Annotated in this window: 20 protein-coding genes; 10 read left to right on the forward strand and 10 right to left on the reverse strand. The window is 57.0% G+C overall.

Translation table 11 applies throughout. The features are described from left to right. The first annotated feature begins 145 nt into the window (after positions 1–145). A complete protein-coding gene (locus tag B7L09_RS00290) occupies positions 146–1321 on the forward strand; it encodes a XylR family transcriptional regulator (RefSeq protein ID WP_010460797.1) in 1176 nt (391 codons plus the stop codon). A gap of 114 nt (positions 1322–1435) precedes the next feature. Here the strand turns inward: B7L09_RS00290 and B7L09_RS00295 are convergent, their stop codons facing one another. Further along, positions 1436–3013: a GMC family oxidoreductase gene (locus B7L09_RS00295; RefSeq protein WP_010460795.1), complete on the reverse strand. Its 1578-nt coding sequence runs from the start codon at positions 3011–3013 to the stop codon at positions 1436–1438. Between the two features lie 63 nt (positions 3014–3076). After that, positions 3077–3850 (reverse strand): alpha/beta hydrolase, encoded by a 774-nt coding sequence (locus tag B7L09_RS00300; RefSeq protein WP_010460794.1) that lies wholly within the window; start codon positions 3848–3850, stop codon positions 3077–3079. A gap of 88 nt (positions 3851–3938) precedes the next feature. Between B7L09_RS00300 and B7L09_RS00305 the strand changes: the two genes are divergently transcribed. Continuing rightward, positions 3939–5378: an HD domain-containing phosphohydrolase gene (locus B7L09_RS00305; RefSeq protein WP_010460792.1), complete on the forward strand. Its 1440-nt coding sequence runs from the start codon at positions 3939–3941 to the stop codon at positions 5376–5378. 61 nt (positions 5379–5439) lie between these two features. Here the strand turns inward: B7L09_RS00305 and B7L09_RS00310 are convergent, their stop codons facing one another. Then, complete coding sequence (locus B7L09_RS00310; protein WP_010460789.1) at positions 5440–6357, reverse strand: LysR substrate-binding domain-containing protein; 918 nt, start codon at positions 6355–6357, stop codon at positions 5440–5442. Between the two features lie 105 nt (positions 6358–6462). Here B7L09_RS00310 and B7L09_RS00315 point away from each other — a divergent pair, with 105 nt between their 5' ends. The 4 genes from B7L09_RS00315 (at position 6463) to B7L09_RS00330 (ending at position 10863) form a co-directional block, all read left to right on the forward strand. Continuing rightward, a complete protein-coding gene (locus B7L09_RS00315) occupies positions 6463–6795 on the forward strand; it encodes a nuclear transport factor 2 family protein (protein WP_010460787.1) in 333 nt (110 codons plus the stop codon). Continuing rightward, the gene (locus B7L09_RS00320; protein WP_010460786.1) at positions 6789–7565 is read left to right on the forward strand and encodes an SDR family oxidoreductase; all 777 of its coding nucleotides are present in this window, start codon (positions 6789–6791) and stop codon (positions 7563–7565) included. The genes B7L09_RS00315 and B7L09_RS00320 overlap by 7 nt, the downstream gene beginning before the upstream one ends. A 217-nt stretch (positions 7566–7782) precedes the next feature. Next, positions 7783–9567 carry a SulP family inorganic anion transporter gene (locus tag B7L09_RS00325; RefSeq protein WP_094467282.1) on the forward strand — a complete coding sequence of 595 codons (1785 nt, stop codon included), beginning with the start codon at positions 7783–7785 and terminating at the stop codon, positions 9565–9567. 309 nt (positions 9568–9876) lie between these two features. After that, on the forward strand, positions 9877–10863 hold the full coding sequence (locus B7L09_RS00330) for a TerC family protein (RefSeq protein ID WP_094467283.1): 987 nt from the start codon (positions 9877–9879) through the stop codon (positions 10861–10863). A 9-nt stretch (positions 10864–10872) separates the two neighbouring features. Here the strand turns inward: B7L09_RS00330 and B7L09_RS00335 are convergent, their stop codons facing one another. Together B7L09_RS00335 and B7L09_RS00340 are read right to left on the reverse strand one after the other, a co-directional pair. Further along, on the reverse strand, positions 10873–12444 hold the full coding sequence (locus tag B7L09_RS00335) for a sensor histidine kinase (protein ID WP_094467284.1): 1572 nt from the start codon (positions 12442–12444) through the stop codon (positions 10873–10875). 81 nt (positions 12445–12525) lie between these two features. After that, positions 12526–14784 carry a nitric-oxide reductase large subunit gene (locus tag B7L09_RS00340; RefSeq protein ID WP_010460778.1) on the reverse strand — a complete coding sequence of 753 codons (2259 nt, stop codon included), beginning with the start codon at positions 14782–14784 and terminating at the stop codon, positions 12526–12528. Positions 14785–15585: 801 nt separating this feature from the next. Between B7L09_RS00340 and B7L09_RS00345 the strand changes: the two genes are divergently transcribed. The 4 genes from B7L09_RS00345 (at position 15586) to B7L09_RS00360 (ending at position 19595) form a co-directional block, all read left to right on the forward strand. Beyond that, positions 15586–15966 carry a response regulator transcription factor gene (locus tag B7L09_RS00345; RefSeq protein ID WP_010460776.1) on the forward strand — a complete coding sequence of 127 codons (381 nt, stop codon included), beginning with the start codon at positions 15586–15588 and terminating at the stop codon, positions 15964–15966. A gap of 171 nt (positions 15967–16137) precedes the next feature. Further along, on the forward strand, positions 16138–17091 hold the full coding sequence (locus tag B7L09_RS00350; RefSeq protein ID WP_010460773.1) for a TAXI family TRAP transporter solute-binding subunit: 954 nt from the start codon (positions 16138–16140) through the stop codon (positions 17089–17091). An 81-nt stretch (positions 17092–17172) separates the two neighbouring features. Further along, positions 17173–19200: a TRAP transporter permease gene (locus tag B7L09_RS00355; RefSeq protein ID WP_010460771.1), complete on the forward strand. Its 2028-nt coding sequence runs from the start codon at positions 17173–17175 to the stop codon at positions 19198–19200. After that, positions 19197–19595 carry a DUF1850 domain-containing protein gene (locus B7L09_RS00360; RefSeq protein ID WP_010460768.1) on the forward strand — a complete coding sequence of 133 codons (399 nt, stop codon included), beginning with the start codon at positions 19197–19199 and terminating at the stop codon, positions 19593–19595. The genes B7L09_RS00355 and B7L09_RS00360 overlap by 4 nt, the downstream gene beginning before the upstream one ends. 70 nt (positions 19596–19665) lie before the next feature. Here B7L09_RS00360 and dctM read toward each other — a convergent pair whose 3' ends face one another. The 5 genes from dctM to B7L09_RS31110 all read right to left on the reverse strand — a co-directional run bounded on the left by dctM (position 19666) and on the right by B7L09_RS31110 (position 23797). Next, complete coding sequence (gene dctM, locus B7L09_RS00365; protein ID WP_094467285.1) at positions 19666–20949, reverse strand: C4-dicarboxylate TRAP transporter large permease protein DctM; 1284 nt, start codon at positions 20947–20949, stop codon at positions 19666–19668. After that, the gene (locus B7L09_RS00370; protein WP_010460764.1) at positions 20946–21578 is read right to left on the reverse strand and encodes a TRAP transporter small permease; all 633 of its coding nucleotides are present in this window, start codon (positions 21576–21578) and stop codon (positions 20946–20948) included. The genes dctM and B7L09_RS00370 overlap by 4 nt, the downstream gene beginning before the upstream one ends. A 67-nt stretch (positions 21579–21645) precedes the next feature. Continuing rightward, positions 21646–22641 (reverse strand): C4-dicarboxylate TRAP substrate-binding protein DctP, encoded by a 996-nt coding sequence (dctP, locus tag B7L09_RS00375; protein ID WP_010460763.1) that lies wholly within the window; start codon positions 22639–22641, stop codon positions 21646–21648. Positions 22642–22900: 259 nt separating this feature from the next. Beyond that, positions 22901–23386: a hypothetical protein gene (locus B7L09_RS00380; protein WP_042932021.1), complete on the reverse strand. Its 486-nt coding sequence runs from the start codon at positions 23384–23386 to the stop codon at positions 22901–22903. A gap of 135 nt (positions 23387–23521) precedes the next feature. Further along, positions 23522–23797, reverse strand: coding sequence for a hypothetical protein (locus tag B7L09_RS31110; RefSeq protein WP_141213412.1), 276 nt, complete (start codon positions 23795–23797; stop codon positions 23522–23524). Positions 23798–24262: the final 465 nt, after the last annotated feature.

The raw sequence follows: 24262 nt of genomic DNA on the forward strand, positions 1-24262 counted from the left end.
CGATACTAGCAACGGCCCCGTTACCGCTGATTACGAAAATCATCAACACAGGGTGCGATTTTGAGTATTGAGATTCGTCGACCGGGCGCCTAGTCTGTGCCAATCGCCGTCCAGGACGGCTTGCCTCCAGACCATAATAAAAACAATGAAAACCGTACCTCCCGTGCACCGCATCGCGCTGCTGTTCAACGGCAGCAAGATCTATGACCGCGGCATCATCAGCGGCATCGGCAATTACCTGAGCAGCACCCGTGCCTCTTGGGACCTTTTTCTGGAGGAGGATTTTCTCTGTCGCCTGAAAGGCATCGAACGATGGCAGGGGGATGGGATCATTGCCGACTTCGACGATCCGCTGATCGGTGAGGCGTTGGCCGGCATCGAGTTACCCGTGGTGGCGGTGGGCGGTTCTTACGAGGATGAGCGCGCCTATCCGAAAGGTATCCCGTATGTGGCCACCGATAACGACGCCTTGATTACCCTTGCTTACAAGCACTTGATCGAGGCAGGGCTGACACGTTTTGCCTGCTTCAGCCTGCCGGAAGCGCAGGCCAACCGTTGGGCGCAGGAACGGGAAAAATCCTTTCGACGATTGATGCAACGCGATGGTCTGCACGCTGAGGTCTATCGGGGCATGGGCACCAGCGCGCCACTCTGGGACAGCGCCGTCGAGCAGCAGATCGACTGGCTACAAAGCCTGCCTAAACCCATTGGTATCATCGCCGTCAGTGACGCCCGCGCCCGGCAGTTGCTGCAAGCCTGCCTGACCGCCGGAATCGCCGTCCCGGAGGAGGTGGCACTGATTGGCATCGACAACGACCCGTTGACCCGCTGCTTGACCCGGGTCCCCTTGAGTTCGGTCATCCAGGGCACCGAAACCATGGGGCGCACCGCTGCGCGATTGCTGCACCAGATGCTGCACGGCATGCCCTCCACCGGCATGCACATCCTGATACCCCCGGATGCGATCAACGTGCAGGTCTCGAGTTTGCACCAACCCTTGGGCAACCCATATGTCATGCAAGCCCTGCTGTTCATTCGCCAATATGCCTGCCAGGGCATCAAGTCCGCGCAAGTGGCGGCCTACGTGGGGGTGTCTCGCTCATCGCTGGAATCGCACTTTCGCGATGTGCGAGGCTGCAGCGTCCACGACGAGATCCTGGGTTTCAAATTGGCAGCCGCCACCAACGGGCTGGAGAACACCGATTCAGCAATCGCCGACATCGCGCGCAGTTGCGGCTTCAAATCGGCGCAGTACCTGCACACCGTTTTTCGCCGCGAGTTTGGGTGTACGCCCCGTGAATACCAGCAGGGCGCCAGATAGCGACGCGAAGCGTGTTTGGTCAATTGCTGTGGGTTGCGACTGCGACAGTCAATTGCCTCCCTTTTTTTTGCAAGGTCGACGATACCGCCGCCCGCTGTCAGTGTTCTCATTGCCTTATCCGAGTGGCGCTGTGACCGGAGCGATCACTCCATGCGCCGCGAGGATGAGATCGGCGGCTCGCTCGCCAATGACGACGCAAGGAGCCATGGTGTTGCCAACGGTGATGCGCGGCATGATCGAGGCATCGGCGATCCGCAGTTTCTCGATGCCATACACGCGGAGTTGATGGTCGACCACCGACATCGCATCTCGGCCCATTTTCGCGGTGCAGGACTGGTGCCAGTAGGACACTGCAGAATTGCGCATGAACTGCTCCATGGCGCGGTGATCTTTTGGCCCGGGGACCACCTCGCGCTTTACCAACCCATTGAAGGCTTCGCTGTTTCCGATTGCCCGGCAGAGGTCGATCGACGCAAACGCCGACGCAATGTCCTCGGGTGCGCTCAGCGAGTTCGGCTCAATCAGCGGTGCATCCAATGGTCCGGCGCCCGATAGGCGCAAGCGCCCTCGACTGACAGGCCTGGCCAGCCCTGCGAACGTCGTCCAACCCTGTTGCGGCGGCGGGATACCCACTTCTGCCGGGGAGGGCACCGCAAATTCAAGCTGACAGTGCAGCAGGTCTGGGGCGTCCAGGCGACTGTCGCTTTTCCAGTACACAGTGGTTTCACAACCACCGCCGCCCACAGCTTGGGGGCGCAAGTATTCCCAGGTACAGGCAAAGGCAATATGGTCCTGAAGATTCTGACCCACACCGGGAAGGTGACTGATCGGAACGATGCCATGGGTGCGCAGTTCGCGCTCCGGGCCGATTCCTGACTGCATGAGCACCTTGGGCGTATTCACCGCGCCCAGGGACAAGACGACTTCGGCTTCGGCATAGAAGCAGTGGCGTTGCCCTTCGATGATCACTTCGACACCGACCGCCCGTGAGCCGTCAAGAAGAACACGGGCCACCAATGCGCCGGTGAGAACCGTCAGATTCGGTTGGTTCAGCAGTGGCCGGATATAGGAATCGTAAACGGACTCGCGCCTGCCCTGATTGATGCGCAGATCAGTGATCGCGGCCCCGCCCGGGCCTTCCATCATCGCGCCGTTGGGACTGTCATATCGGGGAATACCGAGACGGCTGGCCGCTTCCAGTATTGCCTTGGCGAGGGGCTGAGGCGTAGCCGGCTGCTCGACATGCACGGGGCCACCAGAACCCCGCCGTGCGGCATCCGGGCTGCCGTGCCAGTTCTCGATTCTCCGGTAGTAATCCAGTACCGAATCGTATCCCCAGGCAGCGTCGCCGGACTCGGCAGCGAAGTGATCCCAGTCCGATCGATGCCCGCGTGCCCAGACCATCACGTTGATGCTGGATCCACCCCCGAGCCCCTTGCCCATGTTCAAGGAAAGACGACGACCGTTGAGGTGGGGATTGGCTTGTCCTTCGAATGCCCAGTCGCGCTCCGAACCGAGGTTCAGCGGCCACTGCGCGGGTTCTACAACCTCTGGGCCGTTGTATTCGTTGCCTGCTTCAATCAATAACACGCGTGCGTTGGACTGTTGGGCAAGGCGGGCAGCAACCACGCAGCCCGCCGTGCCTGCGCCACACACGATGAAGTCGTAGTTGCGCTCACTCAGATGATTCATGCGTCCGTTCCGTATCGATGCAGCGGTTGAGTTCTGGGTTATTAGTGGCGCCGCACGCAGCAATCACTGCTCGCCGACTTTTTTCACTGCCTCGAGAATCACCTTGGCCACTTCGGCTGGCTGCGACTGCTGGGGGACATGGCTGGTGCGCAGCTCCGCCAGGGTGGCGCCGATACGCTTGGCGGCAGAGCGCTGGACATCGGGATGGATCATCCGGTCCTCGGTGGCGAGCAGATACCACGACGGTTTGGTCTTCCAGGCCGAAACGGTCGTTTTATCCTCGAACGCGGAGGCTTTGATGGGGCCTTGCGTCGCGGTCATCACGGCGGTCTGCGTCGCAGGGAGGTCCTGGGCGAAGTCCTTTGCCATGCCTTCTGGCGTCAAGTAGAGGAAACCGTTGCCGTCAGCCTTGATCTGGCTGATGCCCGGAGGCGTGGGCGCGCCTTTTCCTTGCTCGCCGCTTGTTTGACCGGCATCAGGCGCGAAGGCGGCGACGTACACCAGGGCGCGGACTTTTTCGTCGCTGCCGGCCTGAGTAATCACGGTGCCGCCCCAGGAGTGACCGACCAGAACGACCGGGCCTGGCTGATTGTTCAAGGTTCTTTGCGTCGCGGCGACGTCGTCGGCAAGCGAGGTGAGCGGGTTTTGCACGACCGAAACTGCAACCCCTTTGGCCTGAAGAAGCGGCACGACCTTGGCCCAATCGGAGCCGTCGGCGAATGCGCCGTGTACGATGACCACCGAAGGCGTTGTATCTTTGGCCTGACTGACACCCGCGACCAATGTGCTTGCAAGGGCAAAGGCGACGGTGACGGCTTTCGATCTGAATGTTTTCATTGCATCAGCTCCTGTGTGGGAGCTCAAATTCTGCTGACTGGCCTGCTTCGTGGGCATCGGTCATTTATCCGACCCAAGGCATTTTTTCATGGATAGCGCGTTGCACCTGGACATCTCATTGAGCGGAGCTTTGCGGGCGATCGGCCAGGTCGGGGACCTCAGCATGGGACAGCCTCTCGGGCATTCCCGACGCGTTGCCGCACTGGCGCGGAGGTTGGCGCAGGCCGCACACGGCGAGGGCGAGCATCAGAGGGTAGCGGAGCAGGTCGCCTTGCTGCGCTGGTCAGGTTGCACCGCCAACGCCGAAGGGTTTGCAAATTTGCTGGGTGATGACGTCGATGGCCGCCGTGCGATGCTCGATCTGACCCTGAGCAAAGAGAAAATGAACGCGGTGCATCAGGCGGTCCCGCTTGCCGTGGTGCACTGCGAGGTCTCTGGCGAAGTCGCGAGAACCCTCGAACTGGGTGCCGCTGTCGAGGCCGGCTTGTGCGGCGTATTCGAAACCTACGATGGGACTGGCCGACCGCTGGGCTTGACCCATGAACACATTCCGGAGGTCGCCTATCAGGTGGTGCTTGCAGGTGATCTGGATATTCTCAGTCGAGCACATGGCCTCGACGCGGCGCTGCGCTGGATTCGCGACCAGTCGGATCGGCGTTATCCCGCCTCCCTCGCGTCGTTGCTCATGGATAACGCCAGGGAGTGGCTGGCAGACCTGGAAGGCCTCTCGCAACACCCGGCCGACGCGCAGGCCGAACGTTCGGTCTCGCTGACATTAGTGGGGGACGTGATTGACTTGAAGCTACCCTGGCTGGCGGGGCACTCGCGACGGGTGGCGCATGTCGCGATGGAGGCTGCACGTTCGTGGGGGCTAGATGAACCCTCCCTGACTGCGATCGGCAAGGCAGCGCTCGTTTACGGTCTCGGCCGGGCAGCCGTTTCCAACCAGCTCTGGAATACCGCCGGGGCGCTTTCTTATAGCGCCGTGGAGCGGGTGCACCTCGTCCCCTACTGGACGCAGCAGGCGCTGAGGCCTATCAGTGAGCTGGCCGTGTCTGCGGAGATTGCAGCCCATGCTTACGAACGGCTGAATGGCAGTGGTTATTTTCGAGGCGTGATGGGTGATGCACTGTGTGCCGAGCACCGACTGTTCGCCACCTCCGTGGCCTGGGTCGCACTAAGGGAAGCCCGGCCATGGAGGACGGCCTATGGCGAATCGGAGGCGGCCAGACTGCTCGCACAGGATGCCGCCGGTGGCTTGTTCGACAAGGATGTTTGTGACGCGGTTATCGCCGCTGCCCGTGGCGAGCGGCGGGCTCATCAGCCGAAGGGCTCGTTACTCACCGCACGCGAGTGTGACGTGCTCCTGGAAATCAGCCGTGGCGCTAGTAACAAGCAGGTGGCGCGACTGCTGGACATCAGTCCGAGCACTGTTCGCACCCACATGGAAAGCATATTTCGCAAATTGGAATGCTCGACCCGAGCCGCCGCGACCCTGAAAGGATTGACGCTGGGTTTGATCGCCTGATGCCGAGTAGCGCCAGGTTAATCGGTGTGTGAGGCTCGTTTGTACAATCGATGGGCGACGTTTACGCGGGTCCATCCTTGGCGGCCGGATTGGCGCGAGCGAGGGCGATGAATGCCTTGATCGCGGCGGAGGGGTTGCGGCGGTTCGGGTAGTACAGGCAGAGCTTGTCTCTGGGCGGCGTCCAATCTTCCAATACCTGCTCGAACTGTCCGGCCTCGATTTCATCCCGAACGTCCTGCTCCATGAAAAAGCCGAGCCCCATGCTTTCCTGCACCGCTGCTTTGACGACGCTTGGTTCATCAAGCGTGAGCGGCCCGTTCACATCGAGCCTGGTCACTTCTCCATCTCGCTCGAAATGCCACGGGAAAATCGCCCCATTGGGCAGACGGACACGCACGCACCGATGGTTGAGCAGATCAGGCGGTGTCCGTGGCCTGCCGTATTGGTCGAAGTACGCCGGTGTACCGACCACGGCGTACCGTTGCGGCAGGCCGAGGGGGATCACGATCATATCGCTCGGCACGAGGCTCGCGGAACGTACGCCGAAATCGAAGCCATCAGCGACGATATCCACCAGGCGGCCTTCGGTGACAAGGTCGATGTGTACCTTCGGATGATGCCGCAAGAATTCCACCACCAGTGGCAGGAGTGCTGCTCGAGCAGCGCTGGCGAACGCATTGATGCGCAGCGTACCCGAAGGGCCGGCATTGTGAGATCGCACCGCGTCGAGCGCCGCGCGCAAATCCTGCAGGGCCGGCCCCACCTGCTCCAGAAAAATCCTGCCGGCCTCGGTGACGGCCACGCTGCGGGTCGTGCGATTGAACAACCGCGTTTCGAGGCTTGCTTCCAGTTTAGCGATGGTGCTGCTTAACGCGGTGGTTGAGACATTCAGATCGATGGCGGCTTGTCGAAACGAAGCCCTGCGGGCAACCGCTATAACAGCGTCCAGCTCGCTCAGGCCTAAACGAGGGTCTGACATGAATTGTCCTGGATTATGGGATAGGTCATAAAGTTTATCCCAGTTGAGCAAATTATCAGTCAGGTCGCAAGATCACTCCAGGTAATCCATCCAGGAGATCAGCAAATGAGCCTTCAGCTTCCCGTCGCCGTTGAGACGTACTTCGATGTCAGCAATGGCGGCGACCTATCACAACTTGCGAGCTGCTTCTGCTCGCATGCCAGGGTGTTCGATGAAAACAAAACGCATGAAGGCATTCAGGCCATCGACGTCTGGCAGAAGGAGGTCCGGCGGGCTTTCTCTTTTGAAGTCCAACCTCTGCAGGCAATGCAGGGAGAGGGCAGGCTGACCGTCATTGCACGGCTTACCGGCCATTTTCCCGGTAGCCCGGTTCAGATGAGTCACGTCTTCACGCTGGAGAGCGATCGCATAGCCTCCTTGGAGATCACGCCATGCTGAACCTTGGCTTGAGTGGTAAGCGAGTCCTCGTCACCGGAGGCACCAAGGGCATCGGGAAGGCCGTGGTCGACCTGTTCCTGGGCGAGGGCGCGAAGGTGATTACCTCTGCTCGGGAGCCAAACAGTGCCCTGCCGGATGGCCTGTTGGTTCTGGCCGATCTTTCGACCCGGGAAGGCTGTGATGCAGTCATCGCCGCGACCCGACAGCGACTGGGCAGTGTGGACATCATCATCCATGTCCTGGGTGGTTCGTCGGCACCTGGCGGCGGCTTCGCTGCACTGGACGAAGAGCAGTGGCAACGTGAGCTCTATCTGAATCTGTTTCCGGCCGTGCGCCTGGATCGTGCCTTGCTCCCGGATATGCTGGAGCGAAAGGAAGGGGTCATCCTCCACGTGACCTCCATCCAGAGTCGGCTGCCTCTGCCGGACGCTACGACAGCCTACGCAGCGGCCAAGGCTGCGCTTTCGACTTACAGCAAGAGTTTATCGAAAGAGGTTTCGCCCAAAGGCGTCCGTGTTGTCCGGGTTTCGCCGGGCTGGGTTGAAACCGAAGCCTCGGTCGCATTGGCCGAGCGACTCGCGCAGGAGGCAGGGACTGACTATCAAGGCGGCAAGCAGATCATCATGGACGCACTAGGGGGCATCCCGCTCGGGCGCCCATCGACGCCGTCAGAGGTTGCCGACCTGATTGGCTTTCTGGCTTCGCCTCGAGCTTCATCTATCACGGGCAGTGAGTTTGTCATCGACGGCGGAACGGTGCCGACTGTCTAGCCGTCTTTTTCGCGCGAATTTGCCGAATGCCGAAACCAGCGACCAGCGCGTGTTCACTGCCGGTGGACATTTGGCGGATGTCCGCTTGGCCGTTAGCTGCATTTCATCATTGGCAGCTACCGACCCCGGCATTCGCCCCCTCGGAATCGGGCATCAGGACGGGACAATTTGCCTGATTGAGCTACTGTCTAATCACATTACCGCAGGCCACAGCGCTATGAGCAATTCGGATTCTTTGCCTCCCGTCCCTGAACCGGGCCGGATTGCACGTCGCGGTGTCGGTAACGAAACCGGGTGGGGTCGCTGGCTTCCTGGACTTCGCACGCTACGCGGGTACCGGGTTGCCTGGTTGCGTCACGACATCATGGCCGGGTTGGTGCTCACCACGATGTTGGTGCCCGTTGGCATCGCCTACGCCGTGGCATCGGGCGTGCCCGGCATCTATGGCCTCTATGCGACCATCGTTCCTCTGATCGCTTATGCGTTGTTTGGGCCCAGCCGAATTCTGGTGCTTGGCCCGGATTCTTCACTGGCCGCCGTTATTCTCGCGGTCGTCCTGCCCCTTTCGGGCGGCGATCCACAACGCGCCATCGCACTGGCGGGCATGATGGCGATCGTTTCAGGAACGGTGTGCATCCTGGCGGGTATCATGCGCTTAGGGTTCATTACGGAGTTGCTGTCCAAACCGATCCGTTACGGGTACATGAACGGCATCGCGCTGACTGTACTCATCAGCCAATTACCAAAGCTCTTCGGTTTTTCGATTGAGTCAGACGGCCCGCTGAGAAACATATGGGCTGTCGTCACTGCGGTGATGGAAGGAAAGACCAACTGGACCGCATTCATGATCGGCGCAGCCACCTTGATCGTGATCCTGCTACTCAAGGATTACAAACGCGTGCCGAGCATCTTGATTGCAGTGGCAGGCGCCACTGTCGCTGTCGGTATGCTGGACCTTGGTACACGCGCGGGAGTGTCGGTACTCGGTTCGCTTCCACAAGGTTTACCGGAGTTGACCATCCCCTGGATCACCCGAGCCGATATTATCCCCGTGCTCATCGGCGGCTGCGCCGTCGCACTTGTGTCGTTCGCCGACACCAGTGTGCTCTCTCGTGTCTATGCAGCACGGACCAGAACCCACGTCGATCCGAACCAGGAGATGGCAGGGCTCGGTTTTGCCAATCTGGCGGCCGGATTTTTTCAAGGCTTTCCGATCAGTAGCAGTTCCTCTCGTACCCCTGTCGCCGAAGCTGCGGGCGCCAAAACCCAGTTGACCGGCGTTGTCGGCGCATTGGCCGTGGCCCTGCTGCTGATGGTGGGGCCGGACCTGTTGCAGAGTTTGCCCAGCAGTGCATTGGCAGCGGTGGTGATCGCGTCGGCCATCGGTCTGATTGAAGTCGCTGACCTGCGACGCATTTATCGCATCCAGCGCTGGGAGTTCTGGTTGTCGATCGTCTGCACTGTCGGCGTGGCCGTGTTCGGCGCAATCGAGGGCATCGGACTGGCCATCGTGGTCGCCGTCATCGAATTTCTGTGGGATGGTTGGCGGCCGTATTCCGCAGTGCTGGGACAAGCCAAGGGGGTCAAGGGCTACCACGATATCCAGCGCTATCCCGACGCAAGCCTCATCCCCGGCCTGGTGCTGTTTCGCTGGGATGCGCCGTTGTTTTTCGCCAACGCCGAGCTGTTCAATGACCGCGTGCTGGACGCAGTGGCGGCATCGCCAACGCCCGTGCGCTGGTTAGTCGTTGCAGCGGAACCCGTCACCAGTGTCGACGTCACTTCTTCCGACATGCTATTGGAGCTGGACGAAACCCTGCGCGCAGCAGGCATCAAGTTGTGCATGGCCGAGATGAAGGACCCGGTCAAAGACAAGCTGAAGCGATTCGGTCTATTCGCGCGACTTGGCGAAACGGCATTCTTTCCCACCATTGACGATGCCGTCGACAGCTACCTGGTGATCCATTCGAGGGACAACTGGGGCGCAAAGGAGTCGCGATGACTGAGTCCCCGGAAGCTTGAGATGCTTATAGGATATTCAGGCTCATTTAATCGCTAAGTTCGGCAACAAAAAAAGCCAGGGAGCCAGGCTCTGTTAAGGGTTCTCTGGATGCATATATCATTTCTGCCTATCGGCACTCCGACTTCCGCTACGACCTACCGATTTGAAATAACTTGCAACTCTTGTGTGATTGAGAAACTGCACGCGCCTCTCTAGATTTGAACTCGCAATGCCGGGCCCCTCTGACAGCTACCCGCTGCCATGTCGGAGTTGCAGTTTGTATAACTTCGACACTTAGAGGAGGGGCTCATGACTGCCCTAGAACCGTTCTTCCTGGCCGAGTTCCTCGGCACCGCCACTTGGTTGTGGCTAGTCTTTATAAGCATCGTGATAGGCCTGCTGGTCTTCGACCTCGGGGTTCTCCACCGTGAGCAGCGAGAAATCGGCGTTACTGAAAGTCTGCTGCTGTCTGCTGGCTATATCACGGCTGGCTTGCTGTTCGGCCTCTGGGTCTGGCAAGTCAAGGGCGGAGACGCCGGGATGGATTTCTACACCGGCTTTCTGATCGAGAAATCGTTGTCGATGGACAACGTGTTCCTGATGGCGATGATCTTCAGCTTCCTCTCAATCCCGCGTAAGTATCAGCACGAGGTGCTGTTCTGGGGCATTCTGGGTGTCATCGTGCTGCGCGCGATCATGATTGGCCTGGGTGCGGCGCTGATCGCCGAGTTCAGCTGGATTCTGTATGTGTTCGGCATCTTCCTGCTGTTAACTGGAGTGAAGATGCTGTTCAGCAAGGTCGATGCCCAGCCCAACCTTAGCGATAACCTGCTGGTGAAGTTCCTGCGCAAACACATGCGGGTGACCGAGCAACTGCATGAAGGGCGCTTCTTTGTCCGTCAGGCGGACGCCAGCGGCAAGCCCCTGGTCTGGGCGACGCCGTTGTTCTTAGCCTTGGTGCTGATCGAGTGTGCCGACCTGGTGTTCGCCGTGGACAGTGTGCCGGCGATCTTCGCCATCACCCAAGACCCCTTCATCGTCTACACCTCGAACATCTTCGCCATTCTTGGCCTTCGTGCGTTGTATTTCGCCCTGGCGGCGATGATCCACCGCTTCGCCTACCTCAAGTACGCGCTGGCACTGGTGCTGGTGTTTATCGGTGGCAAGATTTTCCTGGTCGGCATCATCGGCAAGATTCCAGCAGTCATTTCCCTGAGCGTAACCCTAGCGCTTCTGCTGGGCGGTGTGCTGCTGTCGCTGTGGAAAACCCGCGACCAGGCCTCTGCTGGCTCGTAGGAGTAAATATCAAAAGGTGGCGGCTGGGGTTCGTTCCGTATTGCGCCCCTGTCCACAGGTGATCGGATCGGCAGAGATCTTTGGGTTCGCAATGCCGAAAAGCCGCAGAACAACTTCGAGTACTGGTTCTGGCAAGAGCAGTGGCAAGGCGCACATAAACGTAGCGCCTTGTCCCTTGATACTCGTGGCCCAGATCCTGCCGTCATGAAATTCGATGATCGAGCGGCAAATAGACAGCCCCATGCCCAGCCCTTCAGCCTTGGTGGTATAGAACGGGTTGAACAGTGACGGTAAATCGGCGACATCAATGCCTTCGCCGCTGTCATTGACTTCAATGATCACTTCGTTGCGCTCAACCCTCGTGCAAATGTTCAGCGAGCGCGCTCCTTCACTCAGATTGCACATGGCCTGGCAGGCGTTCATGACGAGATTGATGATGACTTGTTGCAACTGCACGCGATCGCCATTGATGCGAGCGTCGGCGGCATCCAGCGACAAATGCTGTTTGATGTGTTTATGACTCATCTCGTGCTGAACCAGCAGCAGAGTGTCAGTCACGATTTTGTCGAAGGCATGATGTTGACGTTGTGGAACGCACTTCTTCGACAACGCACGGATGCCGGTGATGACGTCACTGGCGCGCATCGAACTCTGGATGATGCGATTCAGAGACAACTTTGCCTCTTCCAGTTCCGGTTTATCACGGTCGATCCAGCGCATGCACGACTCTCCGCTGGAAACGATCGCTGCCAGCGGCTGGTTCACTTCATGGGCGATGGAGGCGGCGAGTTCACCCAGCGATGTCATCCGGGTGACATGCGCCAGTTGAGCTCGGGAGTCGAACAACGCCTGCTCGGCTTGGCGCTCCGAGGTGATGTCCATCACCGCCGCCACGTACTCGCGACTATGGGCGCTATTGCTCAGGTTGATGGCGTTAAAAACCATCTGCACGTAGCGGCAATTGCCATCCGGCATGATCAAGCGCTGTTCCAGTTCAATGTCCGGCACCCCGGCCGCCAGTCGGGTAAACAGTCCGCCAGCCAGCAAGTGATCTTCCGGGTGCAGCCTTGCCGTCATCAGCGCCCAGGACGGCTCGATATCCCGAGGGTAACCGTAGATGCGAAAGGCTTCCTCGGACCAGCGTATTTCTTTGCATTGGCCGTGATCGAAGCGCAACCCGACGCTCCCGGTCCGGCTCAAACGTTGCGCCCCGGTCAGAAAAGCCTGATTGCGGCGCAATTCATTGGTCGACCATTTGCTGCGTACAGTCAGCAAGGTGATGGTCACCAGCGAGACAAGGCACCTGATGTAGCCAACAATGCTGCCTGTGGCTTGGTAGAAGTAATCGATGATGAAACTGCCGGTGACCAGGAGGAAGCAGAACAGCGCGACAATGGTCACTATTCGGATCGAAAAAACATGCGCCGACATGAACAACAGGGTGATGTAGAGCACGGCATGCGCGAGATCCGAGTCAATCAAAAGATTGATGACGGAGATGGTGATTGCCGCCGATACAGAGGCGATAAACGCCAGCCGGTCTGACTCCAGGAAACGTTTGCAAAGTCGCGTGAGCAGCATGTTTTTTCCCTTTAACAATGGCGCAGGTTGACCGTCGCGGTCAGCGTCGCCGAGGGGCGACGCCCATTTACCGCTGGACCGTTACACAGCCTCACTCACCAGCGCTTTCGACGACGTCCACATTAACCCGCGAGTGATCTGTGCAATGACGGCGAAGGCACCCACCATGAACACCACATCACCAATGGTTCTCATCCAGCGCAGCGTCTGCATCAAGTCTTGCTGCATGAACGCTTCGCTGCGTGCATACCACAGACCCTGGCTGGCGCTGGCGTAGAACTGCATCAGGCCGATGGGCAGCAGGCTGGTGAAAATCATCAGCAGCAGGCCCGCGTTCAGCCACCAGAACCCAACGGTCATGAGGCGATTGTTGAACCGCAGGTCGGGGCGAATGTAGCGCAGGATCAACAAGCCAAACCCCAGCGCCAGGAAGCCATAGACACCGAACAGGGCAGCGTGGGCATGTAGCGGGGTGGTGTTCAAACCTTGTATGTAGAACAGCGCGATTGGCGGGTTGATCAGGAAACCGAAGACTCCGGCACCTAGCATGTTCCAGAAGGCGCAGGCCACGAAAAACTGTAATGGCCAACGCACGCGTTCCATCCACGGGGCGCGGTCGCGCAGACGCCAGTTTTCCCAGGCTTCATGCCCCAGCAGAATCAGTGGCACGACTTCCAGAGCGCTGAATGTCGCCCCTACGGCCATGACCGGCGTAGTAGTCCCGGAGAAGTAGATGTGGTGAAACGTGCCGGGTACACCGCCGAGCATGAACAACGACGCGGACGCGAGCGTGGCGGTCGTCGCCATTCTCTTCGAGACCAGGCCCATGCTGGTGAAGATGAATGCCAGCGCACTGGTAGCAAAAACTTCAAAAAAACCTTCGACCCACAGATGCACCACCCACCAGCGCCAGTACTCCATTACCGAAAGGTGAGTCCGTTCGCCATAAAACAGTCCGGCACCGTAAAACAGGCCGATAGCAACCACCGAGCATGCGAGCAGCGCCAGCAGATTTTTATCGCCCGGGCTGCGTAGCGCGGGGACCATGGCACGCAACATCAGCACCAGCCAGAAGACGATACCGGCGAATTTTCCGATCTGCCACAGCCGGCCCAGATCGACATATTCATAGCCCTGATGCCCAAGCCAGAAACTCCACTCGGCTGGCAACAACTGGGCGATGGCGAGAAAGTTGCCGCAATAAGAGCCGATGATGACCACCACTAGCGCCCAAAACAGCAGATCGACGCCGAGCTTTTGCCACCGCGGATCTTTTCCGCCGTTGATGATCGGGCCAAGGAACAGCCCGGCGGCGAGAAAGCCGGTGGCGATCCAGAACATCGCACTCTGTAGATGCCACGTGCGAGTGAGGGAGTAGGGGAACCACTTGGACAGCGGGATCCCGTAGAAATCTTGCCCCTCGACGGTGTAGTGGGCTGTCAATCCACCCATCATCACTTGAAACCCGAACAGGGCGCCGACCAGCAACAGGTACTTGCCCAAGGCTTTCTGCGAGGGCGTCAAGGTCACCAGGCTGATGGGGTCTCGGGCGGGTGCAACGGGTTCAGCGTCGTCGTGCTTGCGTAAAAACGCCCACGCCCAAACGAGGAAGCCCACTCCCGCCACCAGCATGATGATACTGGCCATCGACCAGATGATGTTTTCGGCCGTCGGTGTATTACCGATCAGGGGTTCATGAGGCCAGTTGTTGGTAAACGTGGCGTTCTGGCCGTCTCGCTCGGTCGCGGCTGCCCACGCTGTCCAGAAAAAGAAGCGGGTCATTTGCTTGCGCCGTGCAGGGTCCGGCAGGGTTACCTCTTTCATCGCGAAGCTTTGACGGCTGCTGTGCAGGGTGGGATCGCCGCCGAACAGGGCATCGTAATACGTTGCTGTCTGCTCCATTGCCTGGCTGCGGCGAGCGCTGAGTACCAACGTGCCGTCAATCACGCGATTGCTGCGGTACTCACGCTTGAGCTGATGTTGTAAAAAGGCCTGTTGCTCTTCACCCAGCTCGGCATAGGGTCTGTCATAGCTGTCAGTCGCCGCCAGTTCGAGCCAGGCAAGTAACTCGCGATGCAACCAGTCTGCCGTCCAGTCCGGTGCCTGGTACGCGCCGTGCCCCCAGATGGATCCCAGCTGCATGCCACCGACACTCTGCCAGGCCGTTTGCCCATCCAGAATGTCATCGGCCTTGAACAGCGTGTGGCCGTCGACACTCTGTATGTATTGGGGAATCGGTGGCGCCTGGCGATAGATCTCGCGCCCAAACCAGCCCAGCAGGCAGAACGTGACCCCAAGAATGCCGATCAAAATCCACCATAATCTTCGGTATTCACCCATGAATCACCTCGGCGTTTGCCTGTTGAATTCACACAGCGAGCGCGTGCGCTGCATTTGTGTAATTCGGTTATAAAAAAATGCGCAACTTCGTATTGATAAAAAAAGCGCTCTTTCGGTAAAAAGAGCGCTAAAGCCCGCTTTGAAAAGGAGGTATCAAACCGGGAGTGTCAATTCCAAACGGAGCGGTATCGCGTTGAGCGCATAAAAACGACGGTATGTCGTTTTTTCAGCGTTGATCGAATAATAACGGAATGAATAGGCGAGTCACTTATGCCTAGGGGTTTTTCGGAGGTATGTTCGTATGAGTTGATCATTCTTTGGTATTAACTTAAGCGCATTTAATGCGTTTTTGGGGCTTTTCAGGTGCTGGCTTGCCAATGAGTATCATGAACTGGCGTGTTATTTATTTTTTTCGGATTGTAGGGTGGAATTTGACAATTGATAGTAGGTCGTCGCATTGGGCAGGAAGGTGCTATTCAACAACCACGGGTAGAAGTTACGAGCTCTGAAAAACTATACTTTCATATAATGTGACCATACCTAATTGCCCATAAATATTTACGTTTATCTGGCACTCTGTTCCAAGTGTTCAGGGGCGACATTCCCCGATTCGGTGGACATGGCCATCGAGAGCCGTGTCATCGACTTTGTCGCTGTCTGTCTTTAGCCGAAGCGCGGTGCCGCAAACGTTTCGCGTGTTTGATGATTTTCTGAAGCAGCATGAATATTGAGGTGCGGATGCGCGTCTTAACACAAGTGGAGTTCTGTCAATCAGCTCCCATAACCTCAAGGTTGAACTAATTGTCAAATATTCCAATCATTTCGATCGTTGACGACGACGACACACTTCGCATGTCGCTGGACAGTCTGGTGAGGTCAATGGGATATGTGACGCGAACCTATGCCTGTGCCGAGGAATGTCTGGCCGATTATGCGCTGGATTCGACCTCATGCATGATTTCGGATATTCGCATGCCGGGGATGAATGGCTTGCAAATGCTGGAACAGTTGCTGGCGCGCGACATGCGGTTTCCGGTGATATTCATTACCGCCTGCATCGGTGAGACTCCCGAAGTAAAAGCGCGGGAACTGGGGGCCGTGGGCTACTTCAAGAAACCCTTCGATTCTGAGCAGCTCATGCGGCGAGTGCAGCATGTCCTGAGTGGGAGACCTGCCGAATAGAAATGAGTGGCCGAGTGACGATTCGCTCTGCTCCCTATCGTTATCGGGTGTTTTGCCAAGTCTGCACGTGGCGTCGGGTTATCAGGCCAACTCAGTTTCCCACTCAAGTCGTTGGTTTCGACTACAGTGGTAAGACTCTGCATAAAGCCATAACAAGACGGAGAGTTTTCCATGCGAGTAACCAGTCGCTTTAGCCTCTTTGCGGCCACCGCTGCGTTGACAGTCTCGTGCGCAGCTAACGCCGCACCTGTGTTCATAAATATTCTTACCGGAGGGACTAGCGGGGTTTATTACCCCATTGGGGTTGGGCTGTCACAGATATACAGCGATGGGATACCGGGGGCGAAGACTTCTGTGCAGGCGACCAAAGCCTCGGTGGAAAATCTCAACCTTTTACAAGCTGGTCGTGGGGAGCTCGCTCTGGCGCTTGGGGACTCTGTGGCTGATGCAAAAAACGGCGTGGAAGATGCAGGATTCAAGGCCCCGCTGACAAAGTTGCGAGCAATTGCAGGCGCCTATCCGAACTACATTCAAATTGTTGCGAATAAAGAGTCCGGCATCAAAACCTTGGCGGATTTGAAAGGGAAAACCATCTCCGTCGGCGCCCCTAAGTCCGGTACCGAACTGAACGCACGTGCGATTTTCAAAGCGGCGGGATTGACGTACGAAGACATGAGCAAAGTCCAATACCTACCCTTCGCGGAGTCGGTAGAGCTGATCAAAAACCGTCAGTTAGATGCCACGCTTCAGTCCTCGGGTTTAGGCATGGCGGCCATCCGCGACCTTTCCTCAACCATGCCATTGAACTACGTCGCGATTCCTCCTGATGTGGTTACGAAAATCGGCAATGCCGCTTATCAGCCTGCACAAATTCCAGCCAATACCTATGACGGACAACCTGAGTCACTGCCTACTGTGGCGATCACTAATATTTTTGTGACGCGCGAGGACGTCTCAGAGGATGTTGCCTACCAGATGACCAAGCTGATGTTCGAAAACCTCACTCGCCTGGGTAATTCTCACTCAGCCGCCAAGGACATCAAGTTGCAAAATGCTGCCAGGAATTTACCCATTCCACTTCACCCCGGTGCCGAGCGCTACTACAAGGAAGCTGGAGCGCTGTAATCCAAAAATGCGCCACGGGGATGGTCGCTAGAGCGATAGAGCGGTTCGTACCCTTCTATGTAGTTTTGAGGCAGGTACCCAATGAGCGAAGATCATCATGGCATCGCCGCCAACCCACGCGACTGGCCTAAGACGCTGTTCTACGTGGCGTTGTTGTTTTCTGTTTTCCAGATTGTTACCGCTGCGTTTGCGCCTGTTTCCAGCCAGGTGCTGCGCGCGGTGCACGTTGGTTTCCTGTTGTGGGTGGTGTTTCTGAGTTACCCGGCGTATGGCAGAGCACGTCCTTGGCAGCCGCTGGCCTGGATATTGAGCCTCGCGGGGATTACCACTGCTTTGTATCAATGGTTCTTCGAGGCGGATTTGATCCAGCGTTCAGGTGACCTGACTACAGCTGACATGGTGGTTGGGCTGGTATTGATCGCCTTGGTGTTTGAGGCCGCGCGTCGGGTGATGGGGATCGCTTTGCCTGTCATCTGTGGTTTGTTTCTGGCCTACGGTCTATTGGGTGAATACCTGCCAGGCGACCTGGCTCATCGAGGCTACGGATTCGATCAAGTCGTCAACCAGTTGTCATTCGGCACCGAAGGTCTCTACGGGACACCAACCTACGTTTCCGCTACCTATATTTTCCTGTTCATTTTGTTCGGGTCCTTTCTCGAACAGGCCGGCATGATCAAATTGTTCACAGATTTCGCGATGGGACTGTTTGGCCACAAACTCGGGGGGCCGGCAAAAGTATCGGTCGCGTCATCGGCTTTGATGGGGACGATCACAGGCTCAGGCATTGCGAACGTTGTCACAACCGGGCAGTTCACGATTCCATTGATGAAGCGCTTCGGCTACAAGGCAGCATTTGCTGGCGGCGTAGAGGCGACTTCGAGCATGGGCAGCCAACTGATGCCGCCTGTGATGGGGGCTGTCGCGTTTATTATGGCGGAAACAATTAATGTCCCGTTTGTAGAGATCGCCAAAGCTGCGTTAATTCCAGCCATCCTGTATTTCGGTTCGGTGTTCTGGATGGTTCACCTTGAGGCAAAACGCTCCGACCTTAAGGGGTTACCCAAAGACCAATGCCCCAGCGCATGGGGTGCGGTAAAGGAAAGCTGGTATTTGCTGATTCCGCTTTTTGTCCTGGTCTACCTGCTTTTTTCCGGACGTACTCCGCTGTTCTCCGGAATGGTGGGTCTGGCGCTAACAGCCATCGTTATTCTCGGTTCGGCAATCATTCTCCGGGTGTCCAGTTACGCGATGCGGTGTGCGTTCTGGATTGCGCTTGGTGTCCTCTGCGTCGGTTTTTTCCAGTTGGGTATTAGCGTGATCTTTGCGGTGATCGCCACGTTAGTGGTCATCTGCTGGTTCATTCAGGGAGGCCGAGCAACCCTGAGTATTTGCCTGCATGCGTTAGTCGAAGGTGCTCGCCATGCTGTACCGGTCGGGATTGCTTGCGCGCTAGTGGGAATCATCATCGGCGTAGTGTCATTGACGGGGATAGCCTCGACTTTCGCTGGTTACATACTGGCCATCGGCAGGGATAATTTGTTGTTGTCACTCATACTGACGATGATTACCTGCCTTGTGTTGGGCATGGGTATCCCGACGATTCCCAACTACATCATTACCAGTTCGATTGCAGCACCTGCTCTGCTTGAGTTGGGTGTGCCGCTGATCGTGTCGCACATGTTCGTTTTCTATTTCGGAATTCTTGCAGACCTTACGCCACCGGTTGCCTTGGCATGCTTTGCCGCAGCGCCCATCGCCAAGGAAACAGGATTCAAGATCAGTCTGTGGGCGGTTCGTATTGCATTGGCTGGCTTTGTCATTCCGTTCATGGCGGTCTACAACCCTGCGCTCATGATGCAAGGCGACAATTTGTGGATGACGGCTTATATGTTGGTGAAGACAGTGTTGGCCGTTGGCCTCTGGGGAATGGCGTCCACAGGTTATCTGCAACAGAAGATGCCGATTTGGGAGCGTGTATTGAGTTTCGCCGCAGGTGCTTTGTTGGTCGTTGCGCTGCCGTTGACTGACGAAATCGGTTTCGTGCTGGGTGTGTTGATAATACTTCAGCATGTCTGGCGATCTCGTCGTGTCAGACCGGCCATCGCATGATTGGCTTGTGCCTGGGTTTGGCCGGCGTCGCCTGGGCCCAACTCCCTGTTTCAAGCTTTACACTGGCTTGGAACCACTCAATTGAAAAAATTCGTTGGGAAGAAGACTACCGCGTCTCGGAGCAGGGACTTGTGCTCACCGAGGCCAGGGTCAAAGGGAATGGCGCGGGTATGGAGATTCCCCCGGAGGCCAGGTTGGAAAAAGGCAGCTGGCACTATCAACGTCACCTGCCGCCTTTGCAGCCTCTGAGTCTGGGACGCACCCCGCAAGCAGGTGACTACCAGTTATGCTTCCAACAGCAATGTCATGAGATGAGCGAGTGGCTAGGGCCACCCGTCAGCAACCCGGCCTCAGTGGATCTATGGAGTTGCTGGACGGACTCAGGACAACACTAAGTGGCCGGGGTAGCACAAACGTGAAAGCCCTGTCCGGATACGAACGTCCAGTACCCGGACAGGGGAGGCATCAGCTCATGCCCAGCCAGTTTGGTAAAGCCAGGGAGATCCAAGGCACGTAGGTAATCAGGATCAGGAACAGGAACAGTATCATCAGCCAAGGCATGGCGGCTCTGATGGTTGCCGGCAGTGTCATACCCGTCACAGCAGAGGTCACGAACAGGTTCAGACCCACGGGCGGCGTGATCAAGCCGATCTCCAGATTCACCACCATAATGATGCCTAGGTGAATCGGATCGATACCCAGCTTCATGGCGATGGGGAAAAGGATCGGTGCCAGGATCAGGATGATGGCCGAAGGTTCCATAAAGGCCCCCGCAATCAACAGCACAATGTTCACCACCAGCAGGAACATCATCGGTGTCAGACCCGCCTCTATCACCCACACGGTGATCTGTTGCGGTAGTTGCTCGGTGGTCAAAACGTGCGCGAAGAGCATGGCGTTGGCAATAATGAACATCAGCATGATGCTCAGCTTGGCCGAGTCCAGCAGGACCTTTGGCGTTTCGCGGAACGTCAGGTCTTTGTAGACGAACAAGGCGATGAAGGCCGAGTACACGGCCGCCACCGCCGCAGCTTCGGTGGGGGTAAACATCCCGGAGTAGATACCTCCCAGGATGATGAACATCAGCAGTAGACCCCAGATCGCCTTGCGTGCCGTGCCAAGCCATTCACGGAACGTCGCGCGCGGCATGGCGGGCAGCTTTTTCTTCACGGCGACGATGTAGATCGCCACCATCAGCGCCAACCCCAGCAGCAGGCCTGGTAACACGCCCGCCATGAACAGTTTGCCGACAGACGTTTCGGTCGCGGCGGCGTAGACCACCATGACGATCGAGGGTGGAATCAGGATGCCCAGGGTCCCAGCGTTACAGACGATCCCCGCGCCGAAGGCCTGCGGATAACCGGAGCGGACCATGCCGGCAATGGCAATTGAACCCACCGCCGCCACAGTGGCCGGGCTCGATCCTGAAAGGGCAGCGAACAACATGCACGCCAACACGGCNGCGATCGCNAGGCCGCCGCGNATATGCCCGACGCAGGCNTTGGCGAAGTCGATCAGGCGCCGCGCCACNCCNCCGGTGGTCATGAAGGCCCCCGCGAGCAGAAAGAACGGGATGGCCAGCAACGTGTAGTGCTCAGACGTTTCGAACAACTTGATCGCCAGTGAGCGCACCGAGTCCGGGCTGAAAAAAACGATGGTCAGTGAGCCTGCCAACCCCAGGGAGATAGCAATGGGAACGCCGATCAACATCAGCACGAACAATGATGCAAAGAGGAAGGCAATGGTCATGACTTGTCATCCTCGTGTTCGGTCAGCTTCAACGCATCTGCGGCTTCATCAGCCAGGCCCAGGCCGGTCTGCCTGTTTTGCAGGATGCGCACGAGAATTTCAGCGAAACGGATGAAAACCAAGGCGAACCCTACGGGGACGATCAACCCGATGTGCCATTGCATGATCCCGTACTGGCCCAGGTCTTCGGCGCCAATTTGGGCAACCATCAGGGTCTGGATCCAGCCAAAACTGGCGATGCTGAGCAACCCGGCATAAGTCAGGCAGAAAAGGCAGGCGATGATGCCAATGAACCGTTGCACCGGTTTGCTGGCCAGCTTGACCAGGGCGTCGACGCCGATATGGCCTGCGGTGCGCACGCCGTACGACAGCCCGAAAAATATCAGCCAGCCAAACAGGGCCTTGGTCAGTGAGGTGCTCCAGGTCATGGCTTGCGCCATACCCATGACGCCGTCGCCGATGGCGAACAGCGATTCGCTGGCGCTTTCCCAGCTCTCGGCGAGGCTGTAGAACAGGGTGTAGAGGTTGTTGAGGACAACGTAGACGAATGTTACCAACGTCATGGCCGCCAGAAGGAAGACGATGAAGCCTTCCTCGAAGTGTTCCCAGATGCGCCGAAGAGCATTCATGGATGGCATCTCCTGTAGCGGATGGCAGGCAGGTGCTGCCAAGGCGGCAACACCTGTCGTCCACCGATCATTGGGCCTGGTTGGCAGCTTCAGCCGCGGTGATCAGCTCGGCGCCGATATCGCCTTCGAACTTCTTCCACACGGGCTTCATCGCAACGCGCCATTGGTCGCGCTGCTCAGGCGTCAGGATGATGATCTCGGTGGTCTTGGCCGCAATGATGCTCTGCTTGGCGTTCTGATTCAGCTGCTCGGCCTCTTTGTTCACATGGGCGGTGACTTCGACGAGGATCTTGTCCAGCTCGCCACGAAGCTCTGGCGATAAACCATTCCAGAATTTGGTGTTGGTGATCAGCATGTAGTCCAGTACACCGTGGTTGGATTCGGTGATGTACTTCTGTACTTCATGCATTTTCTGGCTGTAGATGTTCGAGTAAGGATTCTCCGCTCCGTTGACAACACCGGTCTGCAAGCCTTGATAAACCTCGGCGAAGCTCATCTTGCGTGGATTGGCGCGTATGACCTTGAACTGTTCCTCTAGCACGGCAGAGGCCTGCACCCGGAACTTCAACCCACGGGCATCACCCGGCACTCGGAGCGCTTTGTTCGCGGACAGTTGTTTCATCCCGTTGTGCCAATAGGCCAGTCCTGTGATGTTCTTGTCTTCCATTGACTTGAGCAGTCCCTGGCCCTGCGGGCTCAGCTGAAAGCGGTCAACGGCGGAGATGTCATCAAACAGGAAAGGCAGGTCGAACAGTTGAACGGTCTTGGTGTAGTGCTCGAACTTGGCCAGCGACGGTGCAATCATCTGTACGTCCCCGAGCAGTAAGGCTTCCATCTCTTTGCCATCGCCAAACAACGAAGAGTTGGGGTAGACCTCTACTTTGACCTTGCCGGGCAAGCGTTCTTCCACCAGTTTCTTGAACAGCAGGGCCCCTTGGCCTTTGGGAGTCTGCTCTGCAACGACGTGGGAGAATTTTATAATCACCGGATCAGCAGCCATGACCGTGCTCATGGTGCCAAGGGCAAGGGCGCAGGCGAGTGCTTTCCACATGGGTTTGAACATGGGGGGAATTCCTCTTGTTTTAGTTTTTCGTGCGATTCCATGCTCTGAAAAGCATGCGCACGGCGGACAAGAGCAAGTTTAGGCAGAAAACCGCCATTTGAAAGGAGATGACTGAATGTAGTTAGAAATCTTGTCTGTAAGAGGGTGCCGCCTTCGGAAACACTCTCTTACAATATTAACGCTTGGCGTGAATGCGCTAAGGGTTAGCGGCGTGTCGTGTTTAATCGGCTTCGGTGATTTCGGCGTTGTTATCCGGCGTTTATCGCATGGTCAACGTCAACTGATACGCCCCCTGGGCCCGGTTAGTACGGGTGATCGTCACGACGCCACTGCCCACTTCAAGTTGCACGTTCTCGCCTTTCAGTATCGATTCGTCAATCTTATGCGGTATTGATAAGCCCAGCGCTCTCACCGAGAGGCGCTTGGTGGCTTTGATCATTTCACGCTTGGCATCATCGGCGAGAGAGGGCGACGCGATATCGATGATCAGACTGAGATGTTCAGGTATGTGGTCGGCGCCTTGTGCAACAAATCTAATAGTATTGCCGCTAGTACTGTCGACGCTGACATCCCGTACAGGACTCGAACAACCTTCCGTCCCATCCGCGCTGGTTGACCATGTATTCGCGCGCAGTCGAGTATCGCTGAGCACTGTACAGGCATGGTCAGGTGAAGTAATTCGCAACCCTGCCGAGCAACTGAATGACACCAGGATGGCGGTTGTCGCTAGAAAAAAACGGATCATTAAAGTGCCTGTAGATATAAGTACAAATAAGCAACCAAGGCATTTATGGGCCATGGCGGCGCGGACGTAGAAGTTTACAACTGTGTGTTGCATTATTTGCGCGGTTGCATTGGCGCTATAGCATTCTGTTCTTTTCTATGATTTGCGATTGATATCACTTCGCTTGGTAATATCAGACACACGACGATTCAAGCCAAGGCGATCCGTTTTATCGTATGCAAAACCAATCGATCCGACGTTACCTGCAGTGTCGGATGCAACCGGAGCTTTCGAAGATATGTCCTTCGCATTAGTGCTGGCGCGCGTGTCAGGGCCCGAAAACACAGTATCTTTCGCAATCCAGCTAGGCGGACCAGCGAATCCAAAATTCGCTATCGCAACAATAGCCAATAGCATGGACAGAAATTTCATAGCGTTTTCTCCAATGCAAAAATATGGGCTAAGACATTCCTCCACGGAACGAATTTATTGTCCGCTGAAAATAGCATTTAATGGCTTCTACGATCGGTTGCCTGACTAACCTCTTAGTATGACCAGGTAACACCTAAGAATGATTTACTCGGCTTGTCTAAGCGCTTCGATAACGAAGGTGACAGCTGCAATTGTGCGCAGTGCCTTTGTATGGCGAAATTATACAAACGCTGTGAATTGTCATGGTTCAATGAGGCGATAGGAGCGCCGAATCTTTATGGGGGCCGCTCATTGAGCAAATGCTTTACGTTACTATCGTTCGGCAGCGTAGGGCCGACATTCTGGACATCAGCTTAGGCGACAAAAAAAGGCGATGCAGGACACCCATCTGTAGGCGATGTGGTGTTCCATATCAGGAGGCTGGCGCTTTGCCGGCGGTGTAGCAGGGCTGTCGGTTAGGACATT

The sequence above is a fragment of the Pseudomonas mandelii genome (assembly GCF_002251635.1).
Lineage (GTDB): Bacteria > Pseudomonadota > Gammaproteobacteria > Pseudomonadales > Pseudomonadaceae > Aquipseudomonas > Aquipseudomonas mandelii_B.